The sequence below is a fragment of the Streptomyces sp. NBC_01446 genome (genome assembly GCF_026340095.1).
Taxonomy (GTDB): Bacteria; Actinomycetota; Actinomycetes; order Streptomycetales; family Streptomycetaceae; genus Streptomyces; species Streptomyces aureus.
This window is the reverse complement of record NZ_JAPEPO010000001.1, coordinates 2,766,037-2,788,476: the sequence shown is the minus strand read 5'-3', so window position 1 is coordinate 2,788,476 and position 22,440 is coordinate 2,766,037. Positions and strand designations below refer to the sequence as shown.

General features: G+C 69.3%; 24 protein-coding genes. 8 read left to right on the top strand and 16 right to left on the bottom strand.

Going from position 1 to position 22,440, the window contains the following annotated elements:
• Positions 1-37: 37 nt before the first annotated feature.
• The 3 genes from OG456_RS12320 to OG456_RS12310 all read right to left on the bottom strand — a co-directional run bounded on the left by OG456_RS12320 (position 38) and on the right by OG456_RS12310 (position 2,115).
• Positions 38-319 (bottom strand): hypothetical protein, encoded by a 282-nt coding sequence (locus tag OG456_RS12320; protein WP_266560169.1) that lies wholly within the window; start codon positions 317-319, stop codon positions 38-40.
• A gap of 59 nt (positions 320-378) precedes the next feature.
• Positions 379-1,104, bottom strand: coding sequence for a TetR/AcrR family transcriptional regulator (locus tag OG456_RS12315; protein ID WP_266560167.1), 726 nt, complete (start codon positions 1,102-1,104; stop codon positions 379-381).
• 72 nt (positions 1,105-1,176) lie between these two features.
• Positions 1,177-2,115, bottom strand: a complete 939-nt coding sequence (locus OG456_RS12310) for a diiron oxygenase (RefSeq protein ID WP_266560165.1) — start codon at positions 2,113-2,115, stop codon at positions 1,177-1,179.
• A gap of 149 nt (positions 2,116-2,264) precedes the next feature.
• Here OG456_RS12310 and OG456_RS12305 point away from each other — a divergent pair, with 149 nt between their 5' ends.
• Entirely contained in the window at positions 2,265-3,374 is a 1,110-nt protein-coding gene (locus OG456_RS12305; RefSeq protein ID WP_266560163.1) for a ferritin-like domain-containing protein, read from the top strand.
• A 70-nt stretch (positions 3,375-3,444) separates the two neighbouring features.
• On the top strand, positions 3,445-4,353 hold the full coding sequence (locus OG456_RS12300) for a hypothetical protein (protein ID WP_266560161.1): 909 nt from the start codon (positions 3,445-3,447) through the stop codon (positions 4,351-4,353).
• Here the strand turns inward: OG456_RS12300 and OG456_RS12295 are convergent.
• The 7 genes from OG456_RS12295 to OG456_RS12265 all read right to left on the bottom strand — a co-directional run bounded on the left by OG456_RS12295 (position 4,334) and on the right by OG456_RS12265 (position 10,827).
• The gene (locus OG456_RS12295) at positions 4,334-4,882 is read right to left on the bottom strand and encodes a DUF3291 domain-containing protein (protein WP_266560159.1); all 549 of its coding nucleotides are present in this window, start codon (positions 4,880-4,882) and stop codon (positions 4,334-4,336) included. The two genes, OG456_RS12300 and OG456_RS12295, sit on opposite strands and share 20 nt — an antisense overlap.
• An 84-nt stretch (positions 4,883-4,966) precedes the next feature.
• Positions 4,967-6,433, bottom strand: coding sequence for a penicillin-binding protein 2 (locus tag OG456_RS12290; protein ID WP_266560157.1), 1,467 nt, complete (start codon positions 6,431-6,433; stop codon positions 4,967-4,969).
• Positions 6,430-7,803, bottom strand: coding sequence for an FtsW/RodA/SpoVE family cell cycle protein (locus tag OG456_RS12285; RefSeq protein WP_266569163.1), 1,374 nt, complete (start codon positions 7,801-7,803; stop codon positions 6,430-6,432). The genes OG456_RS12290 and OG456_RS12285 overlap by 4 nt, the downstream gene beginning before the upstream one ends.
• A gap of 206 nt (positions 7,804-8,009) precedes the next feature.
• A complete protein-coding gene (locus tag OG456_RS12280) occupies positions 8,010-9,197 on the bottom strand; it encodes a HAMP domain-containing sensor histidine kinase (RefSeq protein ID WP_266569162.1) in 1,188 nt (395 codons plus the stop codon).
• Between the two features lie 113 nt (positions 9,198-9,310).
• Positions 9,311-9,565 carry a hypothetical protein gene (locus OG456_RS12275; protein ID WP_266560155.1) on the bottom strand — a complete coding sequence of 85 codons (255 nt, stop codon included), beginning with the start codon at positions 9,563-9,565 and terminating at the stop codon, positions 9,311-9,313.
• A gap of 125 nt (positions 9,566-9,690) precedes the next feature.
• The gene (locus OG456_RS12270; protein WP_266560153.1) at positions 9,691-10,458 is read right to left on the bottom strand and encodes a hypothetical protein; all 768 of its coding nucleotides are present in this window, start codon (positions 10,456-10,458) and stop codon (positions 9,691-9,693) included.
• Positions 10,459-10,560: 102 nt separating this feature from the next.
• The gene (locus tag OG456_RS12265; RefSeq protein ID WP_266560151.1) at positions 10,561-10,827 is read right to left on the bottom strand and encodes a hypothetical protein; all 267 of its coding nucleotides are present in this window, start codon (positions 10,825-10,827) and stop codon (positions 10,561-10,563) included.
• A 211-nt stretch (positions 10,828-11,038) separates the two neighbouring features.
• Between OG456_RS12265 and OG456_RS12260 the strand changes: the two genes are divergently transcribed.
• A complete protein-coding gene (locus OG456_RS12260; protein WP_266560149.1) occupies positions 11,039-11,842 on the top strand; it encodes a nuclease-related domain-containing protein in 804 nt (267 codons plus the stop codon).
• 13 nt (positions 11,843-11,855) lie between these two features.
• Here the strand turns inward: OG456_RS12260 and OG456_RS12255 are convergent, their stop codons facing one another.
• The 3 genes from OG456_RS12255 to ligD form a co-directional block, all read right to left on the bottom strand.
• On the bottom strand, positions 11,856-12,500 hold the full coding sequence (locus OG456_RS12255; protein ID WP_266569161.1) for a DNA alkylation repair protein: 645 nt from the start codon (positions 12,498-12,500) through the stop codon (positions 11,856-11,858).
• A gap of 99 nt (positions 12,501-12,599) precedes the next feature.
• A complete protein-coding gene (locus tag OG456_RS12250; protein WP_266560147.1) occupies positions 12,600-13,502 on the bottom strand; it encodes a DNA ligase in 903 nt (300 codons plus the stop codon).
• 90 nt (positions 13,503-13,592) lie between these two features.
• Positions 13,593-14,477, bottom strand: a complete 885-nt coding sequence (gene ligD, locus OG456_RS12245; protein ID WP_266560145.1) for a non-homologous end-joining DNA ligase — start codon at positions 14,475-14,477, stop codon at positions 13,593-13,595.
• 213 nt (positions 14,478-14,690) lie between these two features.
• On the opposite strand from ligD, the gene OG456_RS12240 reads away from it, so the two are divergent.
• On the top strand, positions 14,691-15,839 hold the full coding sequence (locus OG456_RS12240; RefSeq protein ID WP_266560143.1) for a Ku protein: 1,149 nt from the start codon (positions 14,691-14,693) through the stop codon (positions 15,837-15,839).
• 119 nt (positions 15,840-15,958) lie between these two features.
• Here OG456_RS12240 and OG456_RS12235 read toward each other — a convergent pair whose 3' ends face one another.
• Both OG456_RS12235 and OG456_RS12230 read right to left on the bottom strand, forming a co-directional pair.
• Positions 15,959-16,324, bottom strand: coding sequence for a PH domain-containing protein (locus tag OG456_RS12235; protein ID WP_266560141.1), 366 nt, complete (start codon positions 16,322-16,324; stop codon positions 15,959-15,961).
• A 44-nt stretch (positions 16,325-16,368) separates the two neighbouring features.
• A complete protein-coding gene (locus tag OG456_RS12230; RefSeq protein WP_266560139.1) occupies positions 16,369-17,298 on the bottom strand; it encodes a class I SAM-dependent methyltransferase in 930 nt (309 codons plus the stop codon).
• A gap of 236 nt (positions 17,299-17,534) precedes the next feature.
• On the opposite strand from OG456_RS12230, the gene OG456_RS12225 reads away from it, so the two are divergent.
• The 4 genes from OG456_RS12225 to OG456_RS12210 all read left to right on the top strand — a co-directional run bounded on the left by OG456_RS12225 (position 17,535) and on the right by OG456_RS12210 (position 21,598).
• Positions 17,535-18,155 (top strand): TetR/AcrR family transcriptional regulator, encoded by a 621-nt coding sequence (locus OG456_RS12225; RefSeq protein WP_266560137.1) that lies wholly within the window; start codon positions 17,535-17,537, stop codon positions 18,153-18,155.
• Entirely contained in the window at positions 18,142-19,353 is a 1,212-nt protein-coding gene (locus OG456_RS12220) for a damage-control phosphatase ARMT1 family protein (RefSeq protein WP_266560135.1), read from the top strand. The genes OG456_RS12225 and OG456_RS12220 overlap by 14 nt, the downstream gene beginning before the upstream one ends.
• 272 nt (positions 19,354-19,625) lie before the next feature.
• Positions 19,626-20,321, top strand: a complete 696-nt coding sequence (locus OG456_RS12215) for a hypothetical protein (protein ID WP_266560133.1) — start codon at positions 19,626-19,628, stop codon at positions 20,319-20,321.
• A 323-nt stretch (positions 20,322-20,644) separates the two neighbouring features.
• On the top strand, positions 20,645-21,598 hold the full coding sequence (locus tag OG456_RS12210) for a hypothetical protein (protein WP_266560131.1): 954 nt from the start codon (positions 20,645-20,647) through the stop codon (positions 21,596-21,598).
• A gap of 240 nt (positions 21,599-21,838) precedes the next feature.
• Here OG456_RS12210 and OG456_RS12205 read toward each other — a convergent pair whose 3' ends face one another.
• Complete coding sequence (locus OG456_RS12205; RefSeq protein WP_266560129.1) at positions 21,839-22,375, bottom strand: bacterial transcriptional activator domain-containing protein; 537 nt, start codon at positions 22,373-22,375, stop codon at positions 21,839-21,841.
• Positions 22,376-22,440: the final 65 nt, after the last annotated feature.

Below are 22,440 nucleotides of genomic sequence, written 5' to 3'. Positions count from 1 at the left end.
ACGAAGGTGATCCACGAAAGTGATCTACGAAGGTGATCTACGAAGTCGACTGCTGTGGGCGCGGCTTGGACCAGGGCCACCGGAGCCCGCTGTCGTCGCGCCCCGTGGGGTCGTACTCGTACTTCCAGCGGTGGGTGAACCGGATCCTGCCGGGGACCATCGGCACCCGGCGGTAGATGAGCACCGTGCCCGCGGAGCCGTCGGGGCCCGGTACGGGGATGCGGTACACCTTCGGCGGATGCCCCGTGGGTCCGAGCAGCACGGGCAGCACCCGTCCGTCCATCGGCCCGCCGACGAACGGCGTCTCTTCGCTCTTCACGGCACCAGTGTCACTGTTTCTTGCGAGGAAGCCCCGGCGGTCACGCCGGGGAGGATGATTCAGAACAGGTGTGCCGCGTCGCTCACCACGGGCAGCACCAGGCGCGCCAGCCGGCCCACGGGTCCGTCCGGCGTCTCCAGGGCGAGCGCGTGCCGCACCGCCCCGGCGGTCTGCGGGTCGCGGCCCGCCGTCGCCGTGAGGACCGCCATGAACTGGTCGACGAGCCCGTCGCGCAGCTCGTCCAGCGGCGGCTTCTTGTCCTCGTCGAGCCAGATCAGCGAGGCCGCCTCCACCGCCGTGATCCACATACGTACGGTCATCCGCAACCGGGGACCCGGGTCCGCCACGGCGAGATGGCTCAGGATGTGCTCGGCCGCCGCCCTGCGCACGCCGTCCACGATCGACGTCGTGCGCGACGTCTCCACGACGCTGCCGCCCTGGAGCAGGGCGGCGAACCCCATGTCGTGCTGGTCCACGAACCCGAGGTAGCGGTCGAGCGCCCGCGTGAGCCGGCCGCTCAGCGGCCCTTCCTGCGGCTCCGCGAAGCACTTCTCCAGCTCGTCGGCGGCCGAGCGCAGCGCGGCCTCGTACAACTGCTGCTTGCCGCCGGGGAAGTACCGGTAGACGAGCGGCCGTGAGACACCGGCCGCCTCCGCCACGTCGTCGAGGGACACCTCCTCGGGTGCCCGGTGCGCGAAGAGGGACAGCGCGGCGACGAGGAGCTGACTGCGACGCTCCTCGACGCTGAGCCGTCGGTACGCGCGGGTGCCGGGTGCCGAGGTCATGTCCCGCAGCGTAACCGGCTTTTCGTGCGGAGGTCCTGTACGGAGGCGCCCCGCGCGGTCCCGGGCGCAGTCCTAGGCGAGCAGCCCGGACGACTTCCACAGCCTGCGTCCGACGCCCCGCATGACCCCGATGTCGTCCAGGAAGTCGGTCAGGCGCTTGGCGCCGGTCTGCATGATCTCGCGGCGGTGGCCGCTGGCCTTGACCTGCGCCAGCGCCTCCTTCGGGTCGAGCCCGGCCCGTTCGTAGGCCGCCGGGTTGTGGAACGCGGTGTAGATCACGCGGGCCGCCTCGCCGCACACGATCCGGGTGTACGCCGCCTCGGCCGGTCCGCACTTCACCATCTGGCGGCGCAGCTCCTCGCGGGCGTAGCGCACGTGCCGAGCCTCCTCGATGACGTGGATGCGGGTGATGCCGCGGACCAGCGGCTGGACGCGCTCGTCCGGGAAGGTCATCCGCTGCATCCAGTCGATGATCTCCTCGCCGAGCAGCGTGGCCGCGAAGGATCCCGGCGTCGTGGAGATCGTCTTGAGCACGCGCCCCAGGTTGTGGTGGACGCGCGGCATGGGGAAGCTCTCGCCGACGCTCCGCTTGATCATGCGGGCGAACATCATGGAGTGCCGGCACTCGTCGGCGATCTCCGTGAGGGCGTAACGCACATGGCTGCTGGTCAGCGACTTGTCGTAGATGTGCCGTACGAGAAGCTGCATCAGGATGATCTCGAACCAGACGCCCATGGACGCCATCGAGGCGGCCTCGTACTTGGAGAGCTCGATGCGCTGCTCCTGCGGCATCCGCTTCCACATGGGAGTGTCGTAGAGCGAGCAGAGCTCCGGGGGCCAGTACCACATGCCCTCGACGTCGGGGGCGTCCCAGTCCAGTTCCTTGTCCGGGTCGAAGGAGTGCTTGGCGGAGGAGTCGAGCAGGCGCTCGGCCACCTGCTCGCGGTCCTTGAGCAGCCCGAGCGCGTCGCGCAGACCCTCGAACGCGTCGGCTTCCGTCACGGTCGTCATGGCTGTCCCACCTCGTCGTACGGGAAACGGGCGCCGCGGCACAGGAGTTACCGGCGGTCACGTCTTATGAGACTGCTTGTCAGCAAGGCCGTCAATCCCTTGCGCGCGACTTGTTGACCCGGTGTCCACGAGCGTGTGAGCCTGCCTGTATGTCGACGCATGAGCTGTACACCAGGGCGCCCGAGGAGCTCAACTGGGACATACCGGCGGCCGGTGCGGCAAGATTCAGCTGGGAGTACGACGAGGGCAGGGACCGCCTCCTCGCGCTCTACCAGAAGGGCAAGGACAAGCAGTGGGACGGCGCCAAGCGCATCGACTGGGATCTCGAGGTCGACCCCCACAACCCGCTCGGCACCCCCGACGAGGCGCTCACCCTCTACGGCACCCGGCACTGGGCGAAGATGACGGACCGGGACAAGGGCGAGCTGCGCAAGCACTACGCGTCCTGGCAGTTCAGCCAGTTCCTGCACGGTGAGCAGGGCGCGATGGTGTGCGCCGCCCGCATCGTCGAGTCCGTCCCCGACATGGACGCCAAGTTCTACTCGGCGACCCAGACCATGGACGAGGCCCGGCACGCGGAGATCTTCGGCCGCTTCCTGCACGAGAAGATCGGGATGCTCTACCCGATCAACGACAACCTCCAGTCGCTCCTCGGCGACACCCTGCGCGACTCCCGCTGGGACATGCCCTACCTCGGCATGCAGGTCCTCATCGAGGGCCTGGCGCTCGCCGCGTTCGGCATGATCCGCGACACCACGGACAAGCCGCTGCCCCAGCAGATCCTCGCGTACGTGATGCAGGACGAGGCCCGCCATGTGGCCTTCGGACGGATGGCCCTGCGCGACTACTACAAGCAGCTCACCGACGCCGAACTGCGCGAGCGCGAGGAGTTCGTCATCGAGGGCTGCTACCTGATGCGCGACCGGCTGCGCGGCGTCGAGGTCCTGGAGAACTTCGGCATCTCCAAGGCGGAGGCCGAGGAGTACAGCGAGCAGTCCGAGTTCCTGGCCCTCTTCCGCCAGCTGCTCTTCTCCCGGATCGTGCCCTGCGTCAAGGACATCGGCCTGTGGGGCAAGCGCCTCCAGCAGGCGTACGTCGACATGGGCGTCTTCGAGATGGGCAACTCGAACCTCGACCAGCTGATGGCCCAGGACGAGGAGATCGCCGAGAAGCTCGACGCGGAACGCTTCGCGGCGGAGGAACTGGAGCGGGTCGCGGAGGTGGAGTCGACGATCGGGGAGGGCGCGCAGCTTCCCTAGGGCCTGCCCGGGGGTGCCCGTGGTGTCCGGGGCGTGTGGGCGTGTCACCCGCATGCAGTAGTTTGCTGACGTGTCCACGCCTCAGCCGCCCCAGCCCAACCCGTACGGCCAGCAGCCCCCGGCCGCGCCCTACGGTCAGCCCGGCCCCTACGGCCCGCCGCAGCAGCCCGGCCAGCCCGGCCAGCCCGGCCCGTACGGTCAGCCGGGCCAGCAGGGTCCGTACGGTCAGCCGGGCCAACAGGGCCCTTACGGTCAGCCGGGCCAGCCCGGCCCGTACGCCCAGCAGCCCTACCCGGGCGGTGCCCCTTACCCCGGATGGGGTGGTGCCCCCCTGGACCCGCCGCCCAAGAAGCGGCGGGTCGGGATGATCCTCGGCATCGTCGGCGGCGCGCTCGCCGTCGTCGTCATCGGGATCGTCGCGGTCGCCATGCTCGGCTCGGAGGTCGACAAGAGCTTCCCGAAGGCCGAGTACAAGCTGACCATCCCGAAGACCGTCCTCGACGGGAGGTACACCCTCACCCAGGACCTGTCCGACACCCAGGGCAAGCAGATCGAGGACGAGGCGGACGGCGCCTGGGACGCGCGCGACACCAAGGCGGCCGTCGGCCAGTACGCCGCGACCGACCCCGCCAAGAAGAACGCGGGTGTGGTGATCTCCGGCATGTACGGCCGGTTCAAGAACACCGACCTCGCCCGCAAGAACATGATGAAGGGCGCCGCCAAGAGCGACGGCGCCGAAGTCGCCGTGCCCGCCAAGGACTTCGAGCCGGCCGGCTCCGACGTCACCATCACCTGCCAGGTGCTCACCAAGCAGCAGGCGACCATCCCGATGTGCGCCTGGGCCGACGGGAACACCGGCGCCACCGTCGCCGAGATCACCCCCGAGATCGCCCTTCAGGACCCCTCCGAAGTGGACCTCGACGCGGCGGCCGCGACCGCGGCGAAGATCCGCTCGGAGATCAGGAAGCCGATCGGCTGACGGACTCCGGCTCAGGCGCCGGCTCACGCTCCGGCTCGGGGCCGGTGCCGCCCGCCGGGAACGCCGTACGCAGATTGAACGCGTGCGGCGTCGGGCCGTGTGCCCGCAGATGGACCAGGCGTTCCTCCGCCTCCTCGAGGGTCGGCCGGTGCCCGGCCGGCACCCACCACAGAGCGGTCACCGCCTCGTCGAGACGCTCGAAGAACTCCCTTCGGCGGGCGAGCAGTTCACGGTGCAGGCCCTGGTACATGAACGCCGTCAGCGCGTTCGTGTCCCGCCACACCGACATGTTCACGAGCAGCCACGCGTCGTCGAAGATCCGGAAGCTCGTCGCGTCCCCGCTCTCGTCCTTCAGGCGCCACACGAACCCGTCCGACGCGTCGGCGACGGCGTTCACCGGATCGAGTCCCTCCGCGAAGTCCCTCAGCTGCTCGGAGTCGAGCGGGGCGGTCAGGCGGCCGATGTTCACCTGGGCGAGTTCGTGGTGAGTCCCGTTTTCCGTCGTCTTCGCAGTCCCGTTGTCAGTCATGGACTGCACGATAGGCAGGGGGAGCGGCGCCGTAGAGGGCCATTTCACCTGTTGGTATCAGGGGCCACTTGCGGGCCGATTCCCTTACCGCGCGGCTGAGTTCAGTGCCGCTTCCATCACGTCCCGCGCGATCGGCGCCGCGCTCCCGCCACCGCTGATGTCCGTACGGTTCGCCGACGCGTCCTCGACGACCACCGCGACCGCGACCTCCGCGATGCCCGCCTCCGGGGACCGCGCCCAGGAGATGAACCACGCGTACGGGGTGCCCTTGTTGCCCACTCCGTGCTGCGCCGTGCCGGTCTTGCCGCCGACGGCCACATCGGGGATCTGCGCGTTCGTGCCCGTGCCGTTCTCCACGGCGTCCTGCATCAGCTCCTGGAGCTGCACCGCCGTGGCCGGGTTCATCGCCTGGCGGTACGCCTTCGAACCGGTCTGCGCCACGGTGTTGCCGTGGCCGTCCGTCGTCCTCTCCACCAGATGCGGCGCCATCAGGACCCCGCCGTTGGCGACGGCGGCCGAGACCATCGCCATCTGCAGCGGCGTCGCCGTCGTGTTGAACTGGCCGATGGACGAGAGCGCCAGCTGCGAACGGTCCATGTCCGTGTCGAAGTTGCTCCGCGAGACGCCGGACGGGATCCTCACCCCCGCATCGTCGAAGCCGAACCTCCTGGCCGTCGACACCATCCCCTTCAGCCCCACCTGAACACCGAGTTTTGCCATCACCGTGTTGCAGGAGACCCGGATCGCGTCCGCGAGCGACGCGTCCTCACAGCCGCGCGCCTCGTTCCGCAGCAAGGTCGACGTGTCGGGCAGGCGCCAGGGGCTGGGCGTTTCGGTCGGCTCGTGCACATCTGTCACGAGGCCCGAGTCCAGGGCCGCCGCCGCTGTGACGATCTTGAAGGTCGAGCCGGGTGGATACGTCTGCCGGATCGCCCGGTTGAGCATCGGCTGACTCGGCGCGCGGTTCAATTTCTTCCACGCCGACATCGTCGCCGAATCCGTCCCCGCGATCGCCCCCGGATCGTACGAGGGGCTGCTCACCAGGGCGAGGATCTTCCCGGTCGCCGGATCGAGCGCCGCGACCGCGCCCCGGCGCCCGGCAAGACCGGAGTACGCCGCCTTCTGCGCCGCCGCGTTGATCGTGGTCGCCACCCTGCCGCCCGGCTGCTGCGAGCGCGTCAGGTCGTTGAACAGGGGGAGCGGCGCGAGCATCGGGTCCGTGCCGGAGAGGATGTCGTCCTCGGCGTTCTCCAGCAGCGAGGTGCCGTACACCTGGGACGCGTACCCGGTCACCGGCGCGTACAACGGACCCTCCCTGTACGTCCGTTCGTAACGGAGCTGCTCGTCGGTGTCCCTCGAACCGGTGACGGCCTTGCCGTCGACGAGGATGTTGCCGCGCGGCTGGGTGTAGCGCGCGATGGTGTTGCGGCGGTTGGCCGGGTTGTCGTCGAGGGAGTCCGCCTCGAAGATCATTACGCGGGCCGAGTTGACCAGCAGTGCGACGAGCAGCACCAGACAGAAGACCGAGGCGCGGCGGATGTAGCGGGTCACCGATGCGCCTCCAGCGCGTCGTCCGGCAGGAGTTGGGCTCGCGCGGAGTCACTGATCCGGACGAGCAGCGCCACGATGATCCAGTTCGTGACGACGGACGAGCCGCCCTGCGCGAGGAACGGCATCGCCATGCCGGTCAGCGGGATCAGACCCATCACCCCGCCCGCGATCACGAACACCTGGAGCGCGACGATCGACGCGATGCCGATCGCGAGGAGCCGGCCGAACGGGTCGCGCAGCGCCAGCCCGGCACGGTAGCCGCGCTCCACGAGCAGCGCGTACAGCACGAAGATCGCCGTCAGGCCGACGAGCCCCAGCTCCTCGCCCGCGGTCGCCAGGATGAAGTCCGACTTGACGGCGAACCCGATGAGGATCGAGTGCCCCGCCCCGAGTCCCTCGCCGAGCATGCCGCCCGCCGCGAACGCGAACAGCGACTGCGCGAGCTGGCCGGGACCCTCGCCCGCGTCGATCGAGGCGAACGGGTGCAGCCAGTCTTGGACGCGGCTGTTCACATGCGGTTCGAGCGCGCCGACGAAGACCGCGCCGCCCGCCGCGAGGAGAAGCCCGATCGCGATCCAGCTGCCGCGGCCCGTCGCCACGTACAGCATCACGATGAAGAGGCCGAAGAACAGCAGCGAGGTCCCCAGGTCACGTTCCAGGGCCAGGACGCCCACGCTGATCAGCCAGAAGACCAGGATCGGCGCGAAGACCCGCATGGTGGGGAGCTGGAAGCGCCAGATCTTCTTTCCCGTGTACGAGAGCGCGTTGCGGTTCGCCGCGAGATAGCTGGCGAAGAAGATCGCGAGCAGCACCTTGGCGAACTCGCCCGGCTGGATGGAGAATCCGCCGATCCTGAGCCAGATGCGGGCGCCGTTCACCGCCGGGAAGAAGATCGGCAGGACCATCAGGAGCAGCGCGGCGACGGCCGACAGATACGCGTACCGCTGCAGCACCCGGTGGTCGCGCACGAGCACCACGACCGCGATGAACAGGGCCACGCCGAGCGTGGACCAGATGAGCTGGGCCGGCGCCGCCCGGTCGTGGGGCGTCTCCAGGTCGAGCCGGTAGATCAGGACCAGGCCGAGGCCGTTGAGCAGCACACCGATGGGCAGCAGGAGCGGGTCCGCGTACGGGGCGCGCAGACGGATCGCGCCGTGCGCCACGAGGGCGAGCACGCCGAGCCCTGCGCCGTAACCGGCGGCGTCGGGCGGTACGGAGCCGTTCTTGGCGATTCCTACGGCGCAGTATCCGTAGACGCTGAGCAGGACGGCCAGAACGATCAGGACGAGTTCGGTGCCACGGCGCCGCGGGAGGCGGACGGCGGGGACAGCGGGAGGGCTGACGCCGGCTCTCGTGCCTGCCGGGCCCATGGGTCCCGTCGATCCCGTCGATCCGGTCGATCCGGTCATGGCGGGAACGTAACAAGCGATAGCCTTGAAATCCCGCTATGTCGCTTTAATCTGACTGGGTGTGTGTCCGGTGGGCGTTTCGGGCGGGGGGGTGCGGGAGGGGTTCTGCGCGGGCTTCTGCGCGGGGTTCTGCGCGGGGGTTCTGCGCGGGGTTTCCGTGTGGTGCGTCAGGGCTGGTGGTCGTCGTACGGCAACGTCAGCGTCGCCAGCGCTCCGCCGTCCTCCGCGTTCGTGAACCTGAGCGAAGCGCCGAGCACCTTCGCCTGGCCCAGCGCGATCGTCAGACCGAGGCCGTGGCCCTTCGCGCCGCCCTCCGTCCTGAACCGCTGCGGACCGCCCTCCACCAGGTAGTCCGGGTAGCCCTCCCCGTGATCCCGCACCGTGATCACCGGGCCGTCCACCGTGAGAACCACCGGCGGGCTGCCGTGCCGGTGCGCGTTCGCCACGAGGTTGCCCAGCACCCGTTCCAGGCGCCGGCGGTCCGTCAGTACGCAGGTGTCGCGCACCACGACCACCTCCGTCTCCGTGCCGGACCCCCGGACCACCCGCTCGGTGAGCGGGCCGAGCCAGTTGTCGTCCAGGTCCACGCGCTCGCTGCGCGCGTCCAGGCGCGAGATCTCCAGCAGGTCCTCGGTGAGGGTCCGCAGCGCGGCGACCCGGTCCCGTACGAGCTCCGTCGGGCGGCCCGGCGGGAGGAGTTCGGCCGCCGCGTGCAGGCCCGTCAGCGGTGTCCGCAGTTCGTGCGCCACGTCCGCCGTGAACCGTTGCTCGCTGAGCAGCTTGCGCTGCAACGACGTCGCCATGCTGTCCAGCGCGCCTGCGACCGCGGCCACCTCGTCCTGGTGCCTGGCCGGATTCCTCGTCCTCGGATCGCCCACGCGCGCGTCCAGGTCCCCGCCGCTGATCCGCCGGGCCACCCTCGCCGTCGCGTGCAGGCGCCGGGTCACGCGGGTCACCGCGAACGCTCCCACCAGCAGCGTCGCGCCGATCGCCAGCACGGACGAGCCGACGATCGCCTGGTCCAGGCCGGCGATCGTGCGGGCGCCCTGGGAGTAGTCGATCTCCACTGCCAGTACGCGGTTCCCGTCGACCGGTCCCGCCGCCCACATCGTGGGTGCCTTCACGCGGCTGCTCACCATGGTGCCGCGTTCTCCGCCCGCGGCGAGCCTGCGCAGCGAGTCGGGCAGGTCAGGGGGGTCGATCCCCGCGAGCGGACCCAGTCTCGCTCCGGCCTCGTACGCCTCGGTGGCCTCGTCCAGCCGGCCCAGTGCGCGGTCACGGGCCTGGCCGACGGTCTGGTTGGCGACCGATACGTGGACCAGGGCGCCCAGGAGTGCGGCGAGTGCGCAGCACATCACCGTGATGAAGACTGCGGCCTTCCAGGTGAGGGTGGCGGTCCACGCGGGGAGCCGGGGGTTGGGCCTGGTGTGGCTCGGGTCGGCGCGGGAGGTGGTGGGGGTCGTGGGGGTCATGGGCGGCTCTTGGCGGGCTGCCGGGCGGGCGGGTGTTCTGGGCCGGTGTTCTTGCGCCGGGCTGTGTGGGTGGGTGCGGGGTCGCTGCCGGTGCCGGTGCCGGTGCCGGTGCCGGTGCCGGTGCTGGGGCTGGCGCTGGGGATCGCGCCGGTCGTGGGTGCGGGGCCGGGCCGGTATGTCCGTCCTCGCTTGGATGGTTCGGCGTCGGACTTCGTACGCGTCAGTTGTGTGTGCCGGCTCCGGGCGGACATACCGGCCCGGCCCCTTCCGTTCGGTCGCGGGTGCGGCTGCCTCCGGGGCGGTGTCTGTCGGGCCGTGTACGTGGGCCGGTGCGGGCCGGTCGTGTGGGGCCGTGGTCCCGGGCTCGTGTGTGTCGTCATCGCGTCGGGGCCGATGGGGTTGTCGTCGGCGATTTGGGTTTCGGAGGGGAGGTGGTGGGGTTGGGCTCGGGGGTTGGGGTTGGGGTTGGGGTTGGGGTTGAGGTTGTGGGTGGGCCTGTGCGGAGGATCTCGTCCCGGGTGGGGAGCATCGCGCGCTGGTGCGCGTCCCAGGACCACGCCGTGCGGTACTCGTAGCCCGGCAGGTCCGCCACCGCCCGCAGGATCACGTCGCGGCCCGCGATCTCCACGCTCACGACCGCGTCCGACGTACCCATGATCTGCGTCAGCTTGTGGTCCTCGAACTTGTAGCAGCGCACGGCCAGTTGGCCCTTCGGCAGGCGGATCCCCACGACGAGTTCGTCCTTGCCGTCGCCGGTCAGGTCCCGGTAGTACGCCTTCAGTACCGGGCACTTGGTACTGGCCTCCGTGCCGCAGTCGTCCAGCCCTACGACGTTGGTCGGGCTCGGGGACGGGTTCGGCGATGCCGAGGCGGCCGCCGCCTGGGCGCGGACCACTTCGACCGGGTTCACGCGGTGAATGTCGTCACCCTTGGCGGTGATGCCCTTCACGACCTCGGTGTGGCCCGAGCCGTAGTTGTCGGCCGCGGCGGACGCCGGCGGCAGCGTGGGCCACAGCCGGGCCGGTCCCACCGCCGTGGACGTCGGACCCGCGCTGCGCAGCTCGCCCGAGTCGCCGCACCCCGCGAGCAGCAGTACCGACGCCGTCACGGCGGCGGCCGCGGTACAGGTGCGCCTGGAATTCACTGCACTCCTGCCTGTCCGCGTGACGGTCGGTCACTCCACTGGCACCTTATTGGTGTGGAAGTCCTTTTTATTGACCCACGGGGCCGTGCGCACCTCGAACCCTCAGTCGTCGGTGCGCCCGCGCCGGTACGTCGAGAAGGCGAGTCCCCCCGCGCCCGCCGCCGCCATTCCGCCGCCCGCGGCCAGGAACAGCGGGTTCGAGTCGGGTGTGGCGTGGAACTGCTGCGGCGAGCTTTCCGGAGCGGGGGTCGCGTGCCGGTCGGGCTGGGCGTGCGCGAACGCGGCCGTCGGGACCAGGAGCGCGCCGCCGAGAACGGCGGCGACGAAGGTGCCGCGGGCCAGCAGGCCTGCTCGACGGGTGGTGCTCACGGAACGTCTCCTCTGCTCTACTCCCGGTGCGGTGCGCTCCACCAGGTGGCGTAAACGCGGACGTCTTCACCGTAAAGAACCCTCATCACGGCAATTCGGCAGCTGTGTAACAGCGGGCCGAAGCTCTTCGGGCGGTGGTGTCACCGAGGGGGCGGACGGCATATTGCCCTGCGGCTCCGGGGCTGTTCCCATGGTCGTGGGGTGATGGTGCATGAGCGGTCTGCGCGTCATACCGACCTGGCGGCACGGTCGGGAACGGCTCTATGTCTGCGGAGACGACGGCAGGAACGTCGCCTGGTACGACCGTGAGGCCGGCCGCGTCAATCTGATCAGCGAGGCCCGCCGGGACGCCGTGCTCGACGTCCTCGGGCCCTTCCTGACCGGCCAGGTCACGGTCGGCCCGCCCCCGGTGCCCACCCCGGCCGAACTCGGCAGGCTCGCCCTCCACCCGGACGACGACCTCGCGCCGAACCGACCCGGCGAGGCCCTTCAGATCGCCGTCGACCGTGACCCGGGCCCGCCGCGGCGGCTGCGCGGGGACCCGCGGCGCCGGGCCCTGGAGGCCGAGCAGTCCGTCGGCGGAGCGCTCGACGCGTTCGAGCGGGCGGGCTGGCGTGTGCTGCACTCCGTGCCGCTGCCCGGCGGCGCCCGCATCCACCACCTCCTCATCGGACCCGGCGGTCTCTACGCCCTGCACACGCTCCCGGCCCGCAAGCAGCGCGTCCGCGTCGCCGACCCGATGGTGATGACCGGCCGCTCGGAGCCGCACCCGCTCCTGAGCCGCGTCCGCGCGGACGCGGCCCGCGCGTCCTTCGCCCTGACCGCGGAGGTCCGCCCGGTCCTGGCCGTGGCGGGCGCCACGACCGTCGAGGTGGCGGCACCCCCACGGGACGTACGCATCGTCGTGGACACGGAACTCCAGTCACTCGCGCGCACGGGCGGCGTCCTGAAACCGGCCGACGTCGAGGCCCTGCACGCGATGGCCCGCGACCGCCACACGTGGCTGCGGGTGTGACCCGCGGGCCGTTCTACCGGGCTGGCCGGCGGCGCACGATCTCGGTGATCCAGACGGGCGCGAACGGAGACGTGCAGCCGGGGGACGTCGGGTAGTCCTTGAGTACCTGGAGGCGCTCGCCGATGTCCATCGCCCGGGTGCGGTGGTCGGCGTGGTCGATCCCGATCTGGGCCAGGCAGTGGTTCATCGCCCACTGCAGGCGGTCCGGGGCGTCCTTCATCTCCGCCTCGATGATGTCGAGGAGCGCTGAAAGGTCGAGGCCCTGCGGCTTCTTCGCCACGCGTTCCGTGGTCAGCGCCCAGCCGGCACTCGCGACCACCGGATCCTCATCGGCCGACCAGGGCGCTCGCAGCTCGTCGGCGTGCGGGTTCTTCTTCACCACGTAGTTCACGAGCCAGTCGTGCACCTTGGGCGTGCGTGCCTCGCGCACCATGGTGTCCAGCTCGTCCCGCTCGAACGCCTTCGGACGGCAGATGAGGAGGGCGAGGAGTCGTGCCGCGGTGTCGTCCGTCTCCCAGAGTCCGCGCGCGAGGTCCTGCTGGGTCTTCAGCCGCTTCGCGAGCGCGCGCAACTTGCTGAGGTTCACACCGTGATCGTCACCGTGCCTCTCGTTCACGGCGCGTGCCTTCGGGTCCTCGAGCCCGGCCAGCTCGGCCATCACCTCGGCGACCGTCGTCCCGGTCGGCGTCGTCTCGGCCACCTCGGCCCTCCCGTCCGTCCCGCGCGGGATTTCACCCTACGACGACGGAACGACATCTCATCCGTCGGACCGCACACGTACGAAACGAACGGTCCCGTGGCGTCCGGCCGCCTGGCGCAGTTCGACGAGGACGGGGTCGGTGAGCAGGCGCACCGGCCCGTGTTCCGGGTGGTGTGTCAGCTGCCCCAGGCGGCCGCGTACCAGTTCGCCGACCTGCCGTGACTGTGCCGGGGTCAAGCGGGGCGACGTCTTCACGGTTCGATCATCCGGGAGTTGTACGAGAAGTGCCTGCGGTCTGCCCAACGGGCCGAAAACGCCGAGGAGTTCTCCGTCCGTCGTGTCCGCGTGCCTGATCTTTCTCCATGCCTGGGTTCCTCCCGCCCGATAGGTCGAGCGCAGTTCCTTCGCCACAATTCCTTCGACGCCGGCAGCTCTTATGTCGCGGAACCAGACATGGGCGGTTTCCTCGTCGAGCGTCGCCAGTACGCGCTGAAGGGGCGGGCCGATGTCCTGGAGCGCGGCGCCGAGCAGCTCCCAGCGCTTTTTCAGCGGCAGGGCTCTGACGTCGCGGCCTGGGACGGCGAGGATGTCGAACGCCACGTAGGACACCGGGATGCCCGATCGCTCGCGATCGGCGTGGGACCGGAGGAGATCGGTGAAGCTCAGACGCCCGTCGCGGTAGGCGCACAGTTCGCCGTCCAGCACGGTTCCGGCGGGCAGATGCTCTCCGAGATATGCGGCGATTTCAGGAAACTCCCTGGCCAGGTCCCTTTGGGAGCGTGACTGCAGGAAGACCCGGCCGCCTTCGAGAATGAAGGCGAGGGCGCGGAATCCGTCGAGTTTGAGGGAGTACTGGAGACGCTCCGGCGTGCCTGTTTGTTCAGGGATTTCGTCCACAGCCTGGGGACGCATGACGTCGACGGGCGGTCGCAGGGCTACTGCCTGCGCGTTTTCGTCCATTCCGTCAGGGTCTGCCCGGCCGGCCTGCCGGGTGGAGAGGGGCTCGCCCTGCGCGTCGGACTGTCACCGGGACAGCCCCGGCGCCGCCGCTCACGGCACCCGCCCCGCGCGGTTCGGGTTGATCAGGGGGCCGAGCAGGTCCCCGTAGAGTTCGAGGCGGGGGGCGATGCCGTCGGCCAGGAACGTCAGCTCCCGCGCGTCGGTGCAGGCCTCGACCTCCTCCCACGTCACCGGCGCCGACACGGTCGGCTCCGGGCGGGCACGCAGTGTGTACGGGGTCGCCGTCGTCTTCGCGGCAGCGTTCTGGCTGAAGTCGACGAATACCTTGCCGGGGCGCAGGCTGCGGGTCATGCGGTGGACGACCAGCTCCGGATGCTCCGCCTCCGCCTCCGCCGCGAGGGTCTTCGCGTACGCGCTCACCCGATCGGACGGTGTCGGTTCCAGCGGTACGAGCATGTGCAGCCCCTTGGAACCGGAGGTCTTCACGTACGAGTGAAGACCGTCCGCGCTCAGCCGCTCCTGAAGCCAGAGCGCGACCGCGCAGCACTCCACCACGTCCGCCGGTTCTCCGGGATCCAGGTCCAGGATCATCCGGTCGGCCTGTCCGGGGGCGTCCGCGTGCCACTGCGGCGTATGGAACTCCGTCACCAGATTGGCCGCCCACATGAGTGAGGCCAGATCCTGTACGAGGACCTGGCGGGACGGGGCACTCCTCGAATGCGGCACGTCCGCCGTCCGTACCCACGCCGGCGTGCCCGGCGGCACGTTCTTGGTGAAGAACCGCTGGCCCTCGGGCCCGTCCGGGTAGCGCAGGAAGGACACGGGCCGGTCGTGCAGGTGCGCGAGCAGGGGCCCGGCGACGGTCGCGTAGTAGTGCAGCAGCTCGCCCTTGGTGAACCCGGTCGCCGGGTACAGCACCTTGTCGAGGTTGCTGAGCGCGAGCCGCCGCCCCTCCACCTCTGTGATGGGCGTCATACGATGAGAATCCCACGGAAATCGTGAGCTGTCCCAAACGGCTACGGCGGAGGCGGCTACGGCGGTGTCGGTGCTGGGGTGGCTGACGGGCTCGGCCACGGCAGGGCGCGACAGGCGGCACACAGCAGAGCACTACGCAGAGCACAAGGCAGAGCACCACGGCAAGCACCACGGCAGAGCACTACGGCAGAGCACTACGCAGAGAGGGACACCGTGCGATCCATTTGGAACGGAGCCATCTCGTTCGGCCTGGTCAGCATCCCGATCAAGCTGGTCAACGCCACTGAGAGCCACTCGATCTCCTTCCGGCAGATCCATCTGGAGGACGGCGGCCGCATCCGCTACCGCAAGGTCTGCGAGCTGGAGGAGAAGGAGGTCGCGTCCGCGGAGATCGGCAAGGGGTACGAGGCGGCGGACGGCGCGATCATCCCCATCACGGAGGAGGATCTGGCCTCCCTGCCGATCCCGACCACGCGGACCATCGAGATCGTGGCCTTCGTCCCCGCCGACCGGATCGACCCCCTCCAGATGGACGCCGCCTACTACCTCTCCGCGAATGGCGTCCCCGCGGCGAAGCCGTACACCCTGCTGCGCGAGGCGCTCAAGCGGAACAAGAAGGTCGCCATCGCCAAATTCGCCCTCCGGGGTCGGGAGCGGCTCGGCATGCTGCGCGTCGTCGACGACGTGATCGCGATGCACGGTCTGCTGTGGCCCGACGAGGTGCGCGCCCCGGAGGAGGCGGCACCCGAGACCCAGGTGACCGTGCGCGAGGCCGAACTCGACCTGGCGGACGCGCTGATGGACACCCTCGGCGAGGTCGACATGGAGTCGCTGCACGACGACTACCGTTCCGCGGTCGAGGAGATGATCGAGGCGAAGGCGTCCGGCGAGGGTGTGGTGGAGGCGCCTGCTGCCCCTGAGGGTGGCGGAAAGGTCATCGACCTGATGGCGGCCCTGAAGAGCAGCGTCAAGGCGGCCAAGGAGGCCCGGGGCGACGCGGCCGCACCGGAGCGGGAGGCGAAGGTGACCCCGCTGAAGTCCCGTACGGCCCCGAAGGAGGTCGGCGGGAAGAAGTCGACGTCGACGAAGGCGAAACAGGCGGCGTCCGGGAGCGGCACGGCGAGGAAGACCACGGCCAGGAAGTCGGCCGCCTCGTCGAGGACGACGGCCGCAGACAAGGCGAGCACGTCGAAGGCGAGTACTTCCAGAGCCGGTACGTCCTCCAAGGCCAGTACGTCGTCCAAGGCCAGTACGTCGAAGGCGAGCGGCTCGAAGGCGGGCGCCTCGAAGGCCGCGGCCAAGAAGACGACCGCCAAGAAGTCACCGGCGAAGAAGACGGCGTCGCGCAGGCGGGCGTCTTAGGGGGAGGGTGGTGGGCCGGCGGCGGCACCTTCGTACGCAGATACACATACGTAGCTGCGTACGAAGATGCCGCCGCCAAGCCGCTGTTGCGCCTGCTGTGCCTAGCGGGCCACGAACGCCTAGCGGGCCACGAACTGCGTCAGGATCGCCTGCACCTCGTAGATGTCGACGCCCTTGCTGAACGTCTTCTGGACGGGCGCCGCCGTGCCGGAGATCCAGATCTTGAGCTCACCGTCGAGGTCGAAGTGACCGGCGGTCTCGACGGAGAAGTGCGTGATGCTGCGGTAGGGGATGGAGTGGTACTCCACCTTCTTGCCGGTGATCCCCTGCTTGTCGACGAAGATCAGGCGCCGGTCGGTGAAGAGGATGGTGTCGCGGATGAGCAGGTACGCGGCCTGCACCTGCTCGCCCTGACCGAACAGCTTGGCGTACTCCTGCTGCGCGCCGACCGGGTCGACGGTGTGCGCGTTTCCGAACAGTGCCATGAGGCCCCCCCCAGATGATGAACTCCTGCGTAGGCACAGGATCTTCACACTGTAGGTGAGGTCTTGGCCAGGGGGCAGGGGGCCTCTTCCGGGGTGTGTGCGGTGACGAGGAATCCGACGCTCTTCATCCGCACCTCGCCTTTCCCGCCCGGATTCCCCTCACCGACGCGCTCGTACGCGTGCAGGGTGTTCGTGAGGGTACGGTGCGCCAACTCCCTTGCCTCCCCGCCGACTTGTTCGGTCAGATGCCTTCCGGGCCCGGAGTCGAGCAGGAACGCGGCGGCGTCACCGGCGTCCCGCCCCCACAGCCCGTACCCCTCCACGCGCCGTACCTCGACGCCCGCGAACCCGGCGCCGGACAGCACCTCGCGCGTGGCGTCGGGGTCGGCCAGGGAGAACATCCCCGGGCTGCGTGAAGTGTCCCGCTCGCCCGGATCCCCGAAGCCGCCGACGGGCAGGATGCCGCGCAGCCCGGCGATGGCCCGGAGCCAGTCGTTGCGCTCGGGCTCGGCGGCGCAGATGAACGCCAGCCTCCCGCCCGGCCGGAGGGCGCGCCGGATGTTGGCGAAGGCGGCGACGGGGTCGGCGAAGAACATCACGCCGAACCGGCTGATGGCGACGTCGAAGGCCCCGGCGGGGAAGGGGTGGATCTGGGCGTCGCCCCGCTCGAAGCTGACGCCGACCGCCCCTTCCTGCCGAGCGGTCTCCTCGGCCCGGGCCAGCATGGGCCCGGACAGATCGACCCCCAGCGCCCGTCCGTCCGGGCCCGCGCGCCGGGCGGCGAGGCGGGTGGTGGCCCCGGCGCCGCAGCCGACGTCGAGGACCCGCTCGCCGGGGCGTACCGCGGCGGCGTCGAGGAGAGGCCGGTTGAACTCCGCGTTCACGGCGTCCCAGCGGTCCTGGTTGCGGGCCCAGTGCTCACCTTCATACCCGTTCCAGGCCTGGGGCTGATCGACGTTCACGATGTGCGGCACAGCGGTACCCCCTCGTTGCGACGGACGGGCCGGGACTAGAATGGGCACCCGCCCATAGCGAGTATGGGCATGCGCCCATACTGATGGCAAGGGCATGGAAAGCGCATGGCCCGGAACGACTGAAAGCGCATGGCCCGGGACGGTGGACATACGGTCGTACCGAAACCGGACCCGATGGCCGGGCCTGCTGATGGCCGGGCCCGGACCCGATGGCGAACCTGATGGGAAGAGGCGGCATGTCCCCGCGCGGAGTGGCGATCCCCGACGTAAGAGAACGGCTCTTCGACGCGGCGGAGCGGATCCTGGCGCGCGAGGGCCCGTCGGGCCTGACGAGCAGAGCGATCACGACCGAGGCCGGCTGCGCGAAGGGCATGCTGCACAAGCACTTCGCGGGCCTGGACGAACTCGTCGCGGAACTGGTCCTGGCCCGCTTCGCCGGCACGGCGCGCCTGGCGGAGGATCTCCCGGGCCGCGCGGGCGAGTCCACGGTGGCGGCCAACCTCAAGACGATCGGCTATGCGCTCCTGACGTCCCTGAACCCCACGACGGCGAGCCTGGCGGTCTCGACCCCGGCGGCCTCGCTCCGTATCCGTGAGGCTCTGGAGGCGGGCGCCCCGGGCTTCGACGCTATCCAGCGGTCGATCGCGGACTACTTGGACGCGGAAGTGGAACGGGGCCGTCTCGCCCCCGCCACGGACACGACGGCGACGGCGCTGGCGCTGGTCGGGACGGTCCACCACCTTTTGATGACGACATGGGGAGACACGGCACGCGATCCGGGCGAACAGACGGAAAGACTGGTGACGATGCTGCTCGGCCCGACGACCGGAGGATCAATCGGCCATGGAGAACGTTGAAGATGTCGAAGATGTCGAAGATGTTGACGACGTGATCCGGAGCAACGCCCCCGGATCGTTCCCGTACAGCGTGCTGCGCGAACGGCACCCGGCGCTCATCCAGCGGGTGCGGGACGCGTTCCCGTACGACCCGGAGCGGCAGCGGGCACTGGACGCGTTCCTGAGGGAGAGCACGGATCCGGCCGGCGTGATGGAACCGCTGCCGGCCGACGCCCGGGACCGCGAACAGTGGGAGGAGTGGGGGAGCGGCGAGCACGTGGGCGGTTCGTGGTTCGACGCGCCGTTCCTGTGGGCGGAGAGCTACTTCTACCGCAGGCTGCTGGGCGCGGTCGGCTACTTCGACGCCGCCGGACCGTGGCAGGGCATCGACCCGTTCCGCCCCTTCAAGCAGGCGGAGCTCCGGAGCCCGGAGGCGCAGGCGGAACTGACGGCCCTGGACCGCCTCGCGCAGGAACCACCAAAAACCCAGGCCCGGGCCCTGCTCCACGGCTCACTGTGGGGCAACCGTGCGGACCTGGGCTTCCAACTCACCGCGAACGCCACCGACACCCCCACCACCCCCCTCCTGGTGGACGACTCGGAACGCCTGTGGTCGCTGCTGCCGCCGGGGGCCGGGAACACAGTGCACATGGTGGCGGACAACGCGGGCCGCGAACTGGTCCCCGACCTCCTCCTCATCGACCACTTCCTACGCCACGCACACGCGGAACAAGTGGTCCTCCACGTAAAGCCACACCCGTACTACGTCTCCGACGCGACCCCCATGGACGTGATCGACGCCCTGCGCCACCTGAAGCGAGCTCCGGGCGAGGCAGGCGAGGCGGGCGAACGCCTATGGCAAGCGACATCAACGGGCCAACTGCAGCTCCTCGCCCACCCGTTCTCCTGCGCCCCGCTGTCGTACGCCGCAATGCCGGGCGACCTGAGGAAGCACTTCGAGAAAGCCACACTGACGATCCTGAAGGGCGACCTGAACTACCGCCGTCTAGTAGGCGACCAACTCCGGCCCCCCACAACCCCATTCCCCACGTGCACCTCCTACTTCCCAACCCCCGTAGCAGCCCTACGTACCCTTAAATCAGACGTAATCGTGGGCCTGGAAAAACAAACGGAGGACGCGCTGAACGATTCGGAACCCGAATCCTGGCGAACACAGGGAACGCATGCCGTGATCCAGGTACGGGGCGAGCCTCGATGAAGTGGCGAGCCTCGATGAAGTGATGAAGTAGGGAAACCCTTTCCGGGCATGCGAGCTGCCCTTGACCCGTGGTTGGCCGGCACGTACTCGGGGCGTACTGAGCTCACGGCGTACGCGCGTGAAGCGCTGCTGGAGAGGATGAATGAGTGATCGGGAGGCGCGACACGGCTCCCTGGCGCTGGACCCACCCGATGCGCATGTACGTTAAGCAGTCATTGCATTGCAATGGGTAATGCAGCTCTGTACTGCAGATGCGCGGAGGGCAAGATTTCATGCTCATGCTCCAGAAGGTCGTGATCGCCGCTGCAGCGGTCGGCGGTCTGGTTGTTCTCGGCTCGGGAAGCGCCTATGCCGCCAACTACAGCGACTCCGGCCGCGGAGGAACTCGGCCATTCGCCGCCGTCGGTTTGTTGCGCGACGTCAACCCGCAAGCGCAGCAATCGGCGGAAAAGAGGAGAGAGGCGCAGAAGGGGAAGGCGTCGAAGAGTGTGAACCGGACCGCCGCGTGGCAGGCGAACGCGCAGACGGGGGGCCTCCTCCGCACTGTCGGCCTGCTGGACCGCCTCTCGGAAATGCCGCGCCAGCTGGTCGGGACCACCGGCGGGACGAACCAGAACAACCAGACGATTAGCGCCTCCGGTGGCGTCAAGCAGAACAACCAGACAGTTAGCGCCTCTGGTGGCGTCAACCAGAACAACCAGGCAAATGGTTCCTCTGGTGGCGTCAACCAGAACAACCAGGTAAATGGTTCCTCTGGTGGCGTCAACCAGAACAACCAGGTAAACAGCACCTCCGGCGGCGTCAACCAGAACAACCAGGCAAATGGTTCCTCCGGCGGCGTCAACCAGAACAACCAGGCAAATGGTTCCTCTGGTGGCATCAATCAGAACAACCAGGCAAACAGGCCCACGATCGCGTTCGCGTCGGCCATCCAGCAGTTGAATCTGAAGCAGGCGCAGACTGTGTAGGGCACCTGGAGGCGCCGACCCTGCCGATCGGCTTCGGCAACATGAACCCGTCACGGTCTCGTGGCGGGTTTCGCCGGTTTCGGGGTGGGATCTGGCGAATGGGCCTCGGCCCTGCCCCCGGGGCACATGGCATCGAGCGCAAGTATGGCGCTGACGTGAGGCCGACGCGGTGGGGCTGAACCATGAGAGTCGGCTGCAGCAGATGCTCGTCGGCGAAGGCCGCCAGCCCTGTCACGCCAGCGTCACGCGACGGTGATGCCCGGCGCCCCACGATGACTGGGACAGGTAAGCGCAACCCCGCTTTCACATGTAAGGAAGCCACCATGGTGACAAGCATCCGGCGTCGCATACCTAGCCTGATCGGCGCATCCGGCCTGGCCGCGGCACTTGCTCTCGGGGCAGGCGCGGCGACCGCCACAGCAGCACATCAGGCGGCACCAAAGGCCTCGACTGCCGCACCGAATCTCTGCGGCAAGCAACCCAGGCCGAACGTCTGCCCCTCGCGCGTCAACCAGGGTAACCAGGCCGTCGGGAACAGGGGCAGGGTGAACCAGGGTAACCAGGCTGTCGGGAACAGGGGCAGGGTGAACCAGGGTAACCAGGCGATCGGAAACACTGGCGGCACGAACCAGGGCAACCAGGCTGTCGGGACCGGGGGCAGGGTGAACCAGGGGAACCAGGCGATCGGTGGCACTGGCGGCACGAACCAGGGCAACCAGGCTGTCGGGACCGGGGGCAGGGTGAACCAGGGTAACCAGGCGATCGGGGGCACTGGCGGCACGAACCAGGGCAACCAGGCTGTCGGGACCGGGGGCACAGTGAACCAGGGGAACCAGGCGATCGGGGGCACTGGCGGCACGAACCAGGGCAACCAGGCTGTCGGGACCGGGGGCACAGTGAACCAGGGGAACCAGGCGATCGGGGGCACTGGCGGCACGAACCAGGGGAACCAGGCGATCGGTGGCACTGGCGGCACCAACCAGGGGAACCAGGCGATCGGTGGCACTGGCGGCACGAACCAGGGCAACCAGGCGATCGGTGGCACTGGCGGCACGAACCAGGGCAACCAGGCTGTCGGGACCGGGGGCACAGTGAACCAGGGCAACCAGGCGATCGGGGGCACTGGCGGCACCAACCAGGGCAACCAGGCGATCGGAAACACTGGCGGCACCAACCAGGGCAACCAGGCTGTCGGGGGCACTGGCGGCACCAACCAGGGCAACCAGGCTGTCGGGGGCACTGGTGGCACGAACCAGGGCAACCAGGCGATCGGGTAGTAGTGACCACGGCTGCGAGCTGAACACACCACACATGTGCCGGCCCGCTTCGACTCTGCGAACCCGCCACGGGCAACAGTGGCGGGTTCGCAGACGTTCACCACCGAGCACGTCGCTCGCGGACATCATGGGTTCGCGACCCGGAGATCGTCTAGGTCGCCCGGCACGAGGGTTCCACGGACGAGCATCACCCGCCGCAGGAGGCCAAGACATGTGATCCGGCCGTGCCCCTCGCGGTCCCTAATGCGAGTATCCGCCACCGGGGCGTGACTGCTGCAGTTCGGCCACGAGCTGGCGCAGCTGCTGTGTGGGGCGGAGTCCCAACTCGTTGCGCAGACGCTGCGCGTAGCGTTCGAAGTGGTCCAGTGCCTCGACCAGGTTGCCTTCCGCCAGGTAGGCGCGGATCAGCGAGACCTGGCTGCTCTCCCGCAGTGGATCTGCCTGGGCGGCCGTATGGGCGGCCGTCACCGCCCCGGCGAACTGCTCAGCCTCGATGAGTTCTCCCGCCAGTTTCTCGAGGGCATGGAGTCGAAGCTGGCGCCAATGCTCCGCCTCGAGCAAGGCCCATTCGTCGTACCAGCCGGGCAGCAGATCGGCGGAGAGCTGGTCGACGGTCGCCGCGTTGAGGTCGAGGTCCTCGGCCGGGACGTGGGGGTCGAGTATGCGTTCGGCCAGCGACCGGGCGTGGTACAGGTCGACGGTGACCTCCCGCGCGAGACGCACCTCGCTGGGAGAGACGTCCAGTGCTTGCCGGCCGAGGTCGGGCAGGCGTGACAACGCCGCCCGAAGGTTCGTGTTCGCCCTAGGCTCGGATGCTTCGGGCCAAAGACTTCCGGCGATCA

Coding starts and splice junctions, on each gene's coding strand:
- OG456_RS12215 (WP_266560133.1), top strand. CDS start 19,626: ATGCTCATGCTCCAGAAGGTCGTGATCGCCGCTGCAGCGGTCGGCGGT.
- OG456_RS12315 (WP_266560167.1), bottom strand. CDS start 1,104: ATGACCTCGGCACCCGGCACCCGCGCGTACCGACGGCTCAGCGTCGAG.
- OG456_RS12280 (WP_266569162.1), bottom strand. CDS start 9,197: ATGTGCTGCGCACTCGCCGCACTCCTGGGCGCCCTGGTCCACGTATCG.
- OG456_RS12220 (WP_266560135.1), top strand. CDS start 18,142: ATGGAGAACGTTGAAGATGTCGAAGATGTCGAAGATGTTGACGACGTG.
- OG456_RS12275 (WP_266560155.1), bottom strand. CDS start 9,565: ATGTCCGCCCGGAGCCGGCACACACAACTGACGCGTACGAAGTCCGAC.
- OG456_RS12295 (WP_266560159.1), bottom strand. CDS start 4,882: ATGACTGACAACGGGACTGCGAAGACGACGGAAAACGGGACTCACCAC.
- OG456_RS12310 (WP_266560165.1), bottom strand. CDS start 2,115: ATGACGACCGTGACGGAAGCCGACGCGTTCGAGGGTCTGCGCGACGCG.
- OG456_RS12285 (WP_266569163.1), bottom strand. CDS start 7,803: ATGGGCCCGGCAGGCACGAGAGCCGGCGTCAGCCCTCCCGCTGTCCCC.
- OG456_RS12305 (WP_266560163.1), top strand. CDS start 2,265: ATGTCGACGCATGAGCTGTACACCAGGGCGCCCGAGGAGCTCAACTGG.
- OG456_RS12255 (WP_266569161.1), bottom strand. CDS start 12,500: ATGGCCGAGCTGGCCGGGCTCGAGGACCCGAAGGCACGCGCCGTGAAC.
- ligD (WP_266560145.1), bottom strand. CDS start 14,477: ATGACGCCCATCACAGAGGTGGAGGGGCGGCGGCTCGCGCTCAGCAAC.
- OG456_RS12260 (WP_266560149.1), top strand. CDS start 11,039: ATGAGCGGTCTGCGCGTCATACCGACCTGGCGGCACGGTCGGGAACGG.
- OG456_RS12210 (WP_266560131.1), top strand. CDS start 20,645: ATGGTGACAAGCATCCGGCGTCGCATACCTAGCCTGATCGGCGCATCC.
- OG456_RS12225 (WP_266560137.1), top strand. CDS start 17,535: ATGTCCCCGCGCGGAGTGGCGATCCCCGACGTAAGAGAACGGCTCTTC.
- OG456_RS12235 (WP_266560141.1), bottom strand. CDS start 16,324: ATGGCACTGTTCGGAAACGCGCACACCGTCGACCCGGTCGGCGCGCAG.
- OG456_RS12250 (WP_266560147.1), bottom strand. CDS start 13,502: ATGGACGAAAACGCGCAGGCAGTAGCCCTGCGACCGCCCGTCGACGTC.